General features: G+C 61.0%; 1 protein-coding gene. It reads left to right on the top strand.

All coding sequences use genetic code 11. The annotated features are described in order from the left end of the window. Positions 1–85 precede the first annotated feature (85 nt). Positions 86–984 (top strand): IS630 family transposase (locus HV796_RS42750; RefSeq protein WP_175233615.1); only part of this gene is annotated, 899 nt, incomplete at its 3' end.

The raw sequence follows: 984 nt of genomic DNA, 5'->3' as shown, positions 1-984 counted from the left end.
CTAGTGTCCCGTGTTAGAAATTCATTGCCTTATTTGCGTTGTGTACTAACCTGGGTTGCAGGGTTCGCAGATAAGCGAGGCAACGATGAGAGGAAGACCGAAGGCGCCACGGGTTCTGAGTGGGCAGGAACGCGAACAGCTCATAGCGTTGACGATGCGGCGCAAGACGGCACAGGCACTTGCCCTGAGAGCGCGTATTGTGCTGGCTTGCGCCGAGGGCTTCGACAACAACACGGTCGCGACAGGACAACGCGTCAACGCGCATACGGTTTCGAAGTGGCGTTCGCGCTTCATCAGTCACCGCGTGGACGGGTTGCCCGATGCACCGCGCCCCGGCGCACCGAGGACGATCGGGGACGCACAGGTGGATGCGGTCGTCGCACGCACGCTCGAATCCGTGCCCATGGGCGCGACTCACTGGAGCACGCGAACAATGGCCCGCGAGATGGGAATGTCGCGGATCTGGCGTACCTTCGGATTGCAGCCGCATCGGCAAGAGACCTTCAAGCTCTCCACTGATCCATTTTTCGTCGACAAGGTGCGCGATATCGTCGGGCTGTATCTGGACCCGCCACTCAAGGCCATGGTGTTGTGCGTGGACGGGAAGAGCCAGATCCAGGCCCTGGACCGCACCCAGCCCATGCTGCCGCTGGCCCCGGGAATCCCTGAGCGACGCACGCACGACTACATGCGCCACGGCACGACCACACTGTTCGCAGCGCTGGACATCTCCACGGGCGAAATCATTGGCGAACTGCATCGGCGTCATCGCAGCAGTGAATTCCTGCGGTTTCTGCGCACCATCGAGGCCAACGTGCCGTCCCAACTGGACATCCATCTGGTGATGGATAACTACGGCACGCACAAGAGCTCCCCGATCAATACCTGGCTGGCTCGCCATCCACGTTTCCATGCGCATTTCACCCCTACCTCCGCTTCGTGGATTAACCAGGTCGAACGATGGTCTGCCACGCCCAGCGAGAC

Origin of the sequence: Paraburkholderia humisilvae, assembly GCF_902859855.1 — a bacterium.
Classification (GTDB): domain Bacteria; phylum Pseudomonadota; class Gammaproteobacteria; order Burkholderiales; family Burkholderiaceae; genus Paraburkholderia; species Paraburkholderia humisilvae.
Note: the sequence above shows the minus strand (reverse complement) of the source record. Positions and strands in the feature narration are given on the sequence as shown.